Below are 6,258 nucleotides of genomic sequence, written 5' to 3'. Positions count from 1 at the left end.
ATTATCGTTATCTTCTGCTTTTGGTTCTGGTAAAACTCCCGGGTGTGCCTCCGGGGCATATTGCCCGGGGACCCTCCGCGGAAGAACAGTCGAAGACCAGGTGTCGCTTAGCGCTCGACCTCGCCCCTGATGAACTTCTCGACGTTGGCCAGCGCCTCGTCGTCGAAGTACTGCACCGGCGGGGACTTCATGAAGTAGCTGGAGGCCGACAGGATCGGGCCGCCGATCCCGCGGTCCTTGGCGATCTTCGCGGCGCGCAGGGCGTCGATGATGACACCGGCCGAGTTCGGGGAGTCCCACACCTCAAGCTTGTACTCAAGGTTCAGCGGGACGTCGCCGAAGGCGCGGCCCTCAAGGCGGACGTAGGCCCACTTGCGGTCGTCGAGCCACGCCACGTAGTCGGACGGGCCGATGTGGACGTTCTTCTCGCCGAGGTCACGGTCGGGGATCTGCGAGGTGACGGCCTGCGTCTTGGAGATCTTCTTCGACTCCAGGCGGTCGCGCTCCAGCATGTTCTTGAAGTCCATGTTGCCGCCGACGTTGAGCTGCATGGTGCGCTCAAGACGGACACCGCGGTCCTCGAACAGCTTCGCCATCACGCGGTGCGTGATGGTGGCGCCGACCTGGGACTTGATGTCGTCGCCGACGATCGGGACACCGGCCTCGGTGAACTTGTCGGCCCACTCCTTGGTGCCGGCGATGAAGACCGGGAGGGCGTTGACGAAGGCGACCTTGGCGTCGATGGCGCACTGGGCGTAGAACTTCGCCGCGTCCTCGGAGCCGACGGGCAGGTAGCAGACGAGAACGTCGACCTCGCGGTCCTTGAGGACCTGGACCACGTCGACCGGGGCCTCGGAGGACTCCTCGATCGTCATGCGGTAGTACTTGCCCAGGCCGTCCAGGGTGTGGCCGCGCTGCACGGTCACGCCCTTGTTCGGGACGTCGCAGATCTTGATGGTGTTGTTCTCGCTGGCGCCGATGGCGTCCGAGAGGTCGAGGCCGACCTTCTTCGCGTCGACGTCGAACGCGGCGACGAACTCGACGTCACCCACGTGGTAGTCGCCGAACTGGACGTGCATCAGACCGGGGACCTTGGCCGCCGGGTCGGCGTCCTTGTAGTACTCGACGCCCTGCACCAGCGAGGCGGCGCAGTTGCCCACGCCGACGATGGCTACGCGAACCGAACCCATTCCGGTTGCTCCCTGTTTGTTCTCGGACGAGGCCTGCGAGATGCAGGCCTCACTTTGCAGTTTCGTCGGGCGGACCGGATCGTCTCCGATCCCGTCCCGCCCGCTCGCTCTCGATGAGCTCGTTCAGCCAGCGCACTTCGCGCTCCACGGACTCCATGCCGTGCCGCTGCAGCTCAAGCGTGTAGTCGTCGAGGCGCTCCCGCGTCCGGGCGAGCGAGGCGCGCATCTTCTCCAGGCGCTCCTCCAGCCGGCTGCGGCGGCCCTCCAGTACCCGCATGCGCACCTCTCGCTCGGTCTGACCGAAGAAGGCGAAGCGGGCGGCGAAGGACTCGTCCTCCCAGGTTTCGGGGCCGGTGTGGGACAGGAGCTCCTCAAAGTGCTCCTTACCTGCTGCCGTCAACCGGTAGACGATCTTGGCGCGGCGCCCTGCGAGTGAAGCGGCGAGAGCGTCTTCCGGGGCGTTGCCCGGCTCTTCGATCAACCAGCCGTTGGCGACCAACGTCTTGAGGCAGGGGTAGAGCGTTCCGTAGCTGAACGCCCGGAACACCCCCAGCGAGGTGTTGAGCCGCTTGCGCAGCTCGTAGCCGTGCATGGGGGATTCGCGAAGCAGGCCGAGGACGGCGAATTCGAGGATGCCTGAGCGCCTGCTCATCCGCCTGCCCTCCTTCGCCCCTGAGTCTTTATACCGAGCTGATGTATCGGCTCGATACATCCAGACGATAGAACGACCCGTCTCCGGCGACAAGTGGCGATCTGGTGACCGGCGTCACATCACCAATTCGTACGAGGCGACTTGCCTGATTTGGGGTGAACTTCGGCACTGTTCGGGTTTTGGGCGTGCGTAGTCTGTGCGCCATGACAACGGGGGGAACCGGAACTCACCTGCCGCTTCCAGGCCACTCGCCTGCCCGAGGAGTAGTCGTTCGATGAGCGAGCACCGCCGCAAACCGCCGCAGCCCGAAGGTGGCGGACGCGCCGCGGCCCGCCGGGCCGCCCAGCAGCGCCCCGGCCGGGGCGCCGGGCCCGCACGGGACGTCCCGACCGCGTCACCCAGCGGACCCTACGCAGCGCGGCCCGGCCACGGCAGCCGCGCCGAGGCCCGCCGGGCCGCCCAACGAGGACCCGCAGGCCGCGGACGCGGCACGGGTCCGGGTGGCAGAGGCGGAACCGGCCGCCCGGACAACCGGTTCATCAACTACCCGCGCTCCGACAAGGAGGGCTGGAAGCGCTTCCTGCCTTCCTGGAAGCTCGTCGGCGGCACGGCCCTGGGCTTCTTCGCGATCATCACGGCCGGCGCCGGCATCGGTATCGCCGCCGTGAACACGCCCGACCCCAACCTGGCTGCCCAGGCGCAGAACAACGTCTTCTACTGGGCGGACGAGGGCGGCCGGCCGGGAGCGCAGATGGTCGCCACCGGCGGTTCCATGAACCGCCAGATCGTCCCCATCGACCAGATCCCCAAGTCGATGCGCAACGCCGTGATCGCCGCCGAGAACGAGTCCTTCGAGACGGACAAGGGCGTCGACCCGATGGGCATCGCCCGCGCCGTGTGGAACATGGCCAAGGGCGGCTCCACCCAGGGCGGCTCCACCATCACCCAGCAGTACGTGAAGAACACGTACCTGGACTCCGACCAGACGCTCAAGCGGAAGGTCACCGAGCTCTTCATCTCGATAAAGCTGGGTGTGTACGAGGAGAAGGACACGATCCTCGCGGGCTACCTCAACACCGCCTACTACGGTCGCGACGCCTACGGCATCCAGGCGGCGGCCCGGGCCTACTTCGGCAAGGACTGCAAGGACCTCAATCCGTCCGAGAGCGCCTTCCTCGCCTCCGTCCTCAAGGGCCCGAACCTCTACAACCCCGACGGCGGCATCGGCACCGCGGCCACTCCCGAGCAGAACGAGAAGCGGGCGCGGCTGCGCTGGGCCTGGGTCCTGGACCGCGAGGTCGCGGTCGGCCGGATGGAGAAGTCCGAGCGGGACAAGTACAAGGACTTCCCGGCCCGTGTCGACTCCGAGCAGGCCCGCAGCCTCGCGGGCCAGACCGGCTACCTGGTCGAGACGGCCAAGCAGTACGTGATGAAGGTCGCCCACCTCACCCCCGAGCAGATGGCCCGGGGTGGCTACCAGATCCACACCACCTTCCAGAAGTCGAAAGTGGACGCCCTGTCCAAGGCCGTCGAGGAGACCCGCAACGACTTCCTCGACGAGAAGAAGCGCCCCGAGTACGACACCTTCGTCCAGTTCGGCGCTGCCTCGGTGGACGTCAAGAGCGGGGCGATCGTGGCCCTGTACGGCGGCCCGGGCATGGACAAGAAGTACTTCAGCAACAACGCCAACACCACCGGCGTCCCGGTCGGCTCGACCTGGAAGCCGTACGTGCTGGCGGCGGCCATGGAGTACGGCACCCAGAACTCCCGGGGCAAGGGCATCTCGGCCGACAGCAAGTACAACGCCAACGACCTGACGGTGATCAACAACCGCGACGGCAAGCCGCTGCTGGGCTCCGACGGCAAGCCGTTCCGGCAGAAGAACGAGAGCACCACCGCCTACGGGTACGTGACCCTCAACGAGGCGATGGAGAAGTCCATCAACGTGCCGTTCGCGCAGCTCGTCTTCGACGTCGGCCACAGCAAGGTCCGGCAGGTGGCCGAGTCCACGGGCATCCTCAAGGACTCGATGGACCCGAACAACAACGCCTCGTTCGCGCTGGGCACCTCGACGCCGAGCGCCATCCGCATGGCCGACTCGTACGCCACCTTCGCCGCCTCCGGGACCCACCACGAGCCGTTCTCCGTGACCAAGGTCGAGAAGGACGGGAACACGGTGCCCGGCTTCGAGGCCCCCAAGGAAGAGCGGGCGATGGACAGCTCCATCGCCGACAACATCACCAAGGTCCTGCGCAACGTCGTCGAGAACGGCACCGGAACCAAGGTCAAGAAGCTGGGCCTCAACCGCCCCGCCGCCGGAAAGACCGGCACCACCGACCAGAACAAGTCGGCCTGGTTCGTCGGCTACACCCCGGAGCTGTCCACCTCGGTCACCCTGTTCCGCACCGACCCGAACTCGGCGGACAAGAAGCTGATCTCCATGAACGGCGTGGGCGGCATCGACTCCATCCACGGTGGTGACATCCCGGCCGCGATCTGGACCACGTACATGAAGGACGCGCTCAAGGACGCCCCGGTCACCGACTTCCCCGAGGCGGACCCCATCGGCGTCACCGCGGACGCCTCCGGGGCCCCCTCCCCCACCCCCTCCGCCGCGGTCTCGCCCTCGGCGTCCCCGTCGCCTTCGATGAGCCCGTCTCCGTCTCCCAGCCCGACCCCGTCCAAGGGCGGCAAGCCGTCCTGCAAGCCGTGGGACCTGTACTGCGTGCCGGATCCCACCGGCACTCCCACGGGCGGGGGCACGGGTTCGCCGTCACCGACCGGCTCGGGCAAACCCGGCCGCCCGGGCGGCACCGGCTGGGGCAGCAGCCTCGGCACGTCGGGCTAGCCCGACACGCTCCGACGAGGGCCGTCGCACCCGTTGCGGCGGCCCTCCCCCATGCCCGGCCCGGTACGGCAGGATGAGCCCATGACGAAGGTGCACGAGGACCGGCCCGTACTGCCCACCCAGCAGGACGAGGTCGCCGCGGCCGGGAGCGAGCTCATCGGCGGCCCGCTGGGCCGCTACGCCCGGACGGGCGGACACTGGCTGAACCCTGTCCGCGTGGTGGTCCTCGTGGCCTTGGGCATGTTCGCGCTGGGCATGGTCCAGAAGCTGCCCTGCTACGACTGGGCGTGGTTCCGCGGAGCCGGCTCGCAGTACACGCACGCCTGCTACTCCGACATCCCGCACCTGTTCGTCGCGCGCGGTTTCGCCGACGGTCTCACTCCCTACTTCGACCGGCTGCCCGGCGACATGGAGTACCTCGAATACCCGGTGCTGACCGGGCTCTTCATGCAGGTGGCCTCCTGGCTGACCCCCGGCGGCGGCAGCATGCAGCACCGCGAGCAGATGTACTGGATGGTCAACGCGGGCATGCTGATGGCCTGCGCCGCGGTGATCGCCGTGTGCGTGGCCCGCACCCACCGCCGCCGGCCCTGGGACGCGCTGCTCCTCGCCCTTGCTCCGGCCTTCGCGCTCACCGCGACGATCAACTGGGACCTCCTGGCGATCGCCCTGACCGCCGCCGCGATGCTCATGTGGTCGCGCGGCCGCACGCTGCTCTTCGGCATTCTGATCGGCCTGGCCACCGCGGCCAAGCTCTATCCGGTCCTGCTGCTCGGGGCGGTGTTCGTGCTCTGCTGGCGGGCCGGGAAGTGGAGGGCGTTCGGCTCCGCCGTGCTCGGGGCGGCCCTTTCCTGGCTCGTGGTGAACCTGCCCGTCATGATCCCCGCCTGGGACGGCTGGAAGAAGTTCTACACCTTCAGCCAGGAACGCCCGATCGATTTCGGATCCGTATGGCTGCTGATCTCCCAGCGCTCCGGGAACCCCCTGGAGGATGCCAACACCTACGCGACCGGCCTGACCCTGCTGCTGTGCGCGGGCATCGGCGTGCTCACGCTGACCGCCCCGCGGCGCCCGCGCTTCGCGCAGCTGGCCTTCCTCGTCGTGGCCGTCTTCATCCTGGCCAACAAGGTCTACTCGCCGCAGTACGTGCTGTGGCTCATCCCGCTCGCGGCGCTCGCCCGGCCCCGCTGGCGCGACTTCCTGATCTGGCAGGCCGGCGAGGTCGCGTACTTCCTCGGGATCTGGCTGTACCTCGCCTACACGACCAGCGGGGACAAGCACCAGGGCCTGCCGGTGGAGGGCTACCAGCTGGCCATCGCCGCCCACCTGCTGACGACCCTCTACCTGTGCGCGGTCGTCGTACGCGACATCCTGCTGCCCGACCGGGACGTCGTACGCCGTGACGGCTCGGACGACCCCTCCGGAGGCGTGCTCGACGGAGCCGAGGACGTCTTCGTGCTGTCCGACGCCGCGAGGGCGCCGCAGGATGCGGCGCCCTCGCAGGGACAGCGGGTCGAGTGGGGGACGGCCCCCCGGGACTGACCGGCGCCTCGCGCCCGTCCCGGGCG

Annotated in this window: 4 protein-coding genes; 2 read left to right on the top strand and 2 right to left on the bottom strand. The window is 68.2% G+C overall.

Annotated features, from left to right (window positions below):
- Positions 1 to 107: 107 nt before the first annotated feature.
- Entirely contained in the window at positions 108 to 1,190 is a 1,083-nt protein-coding gene (locus AB0B01_RS27330; RefSeq protein ID WP_361724412.1) for an inositol-3-phosphate synthase, read from the bottom strand.
- A gap of 49 nt (positions 1,191 to 1,239) precedes the next feature.
- A complete protein-coding gene (locus tag AB0B01_RS27325; protein WP_356845631.1) occupies positions 1,240 to 1,842 on the bottom strand; it encodes a helix-turn-helix transcriptional regulator in 603 nt (200 codons plus the stop codon).
- A 274-nt stretch (positions 1,843 to 2,116) separates the two neighbouring features.
- On the opposite strand from AB0B01_RS27325, the gene AB0B01_RS27320 reads away from it, so the two are divergent.
- A complete protein-coding gene (locus tag AB0B01_RS27320) occupies positions 2,117 to 4,690 on the top strand; it encodes a transglycosylase domain-containing protein (RefSeq protein WP_361724409.1) in 2,574 nt (857 codons plus the stop codon).
- An 81-nt stretch (positions 4,691 to 4,771) separates the two neighbouring features.
- On the top strand, positions 4,772 to 6,232 hold the full coding sequence (locus AB0B01_RS27315) for a glycosyltransferase 87 family protein (RefSeq protein WP_361724406.1): 1,461 nt from the start codon (positions 4,772 to 4,774) through the stop codon (positions 6,230 to 6,232).
- Positions 6,233 to 6,258: the final 26 nt, after the last annotated feature.

It is taken from the genome of Streptomyces sp. NPDC044571, assembly GCF_040647115.1.
Taxonomy (GTDB): domain Bacteria; phylum Actinomycetota; class Actinomycetes; order Streptomycetales; family Streptomycetaceae; genus Streptomyces.
Note: the sequence above shows the minus strand (reverse complement) of the source record. Positions and strands in the feature narration are given on the sequence as shown.

What these genes read in the sequence shown, in the direction of transcription:
- AB0B01_RS27330 (WP_361724412.1), bottom strand. Translation starts at nt 1,190, where the DNA reads ATGGGTTCGGTTCGCGTAGCCATCGTCGGCGTGGGCAACTGCGCCGCC.
- AB0B01_RS27325 (WP_356845631.1), bottom strand. Translation starts at nt 1,842, where the DNA reads ATGAGCAGGCGCTCAGGCATCCTCGAATTCGCCGTCCTCGGCCTGCTT.
- AB0B01_RS27315 (WP_361724406.1), top strand. Translation starts at nt 4,772, where the DNA reads ATGACGAAGGTGCACGAGGACCGGCCCGTACTGCCCACCCAGCAGGAC.
- AB0B01_RS27320 (WP_361724409.1), top strand. Translation starts at nt 2,117, where the DNA reads ATGAGCGAGCACCGCCGCAAACCGCCGCAGCCCGAAGGTGGCGGACGC.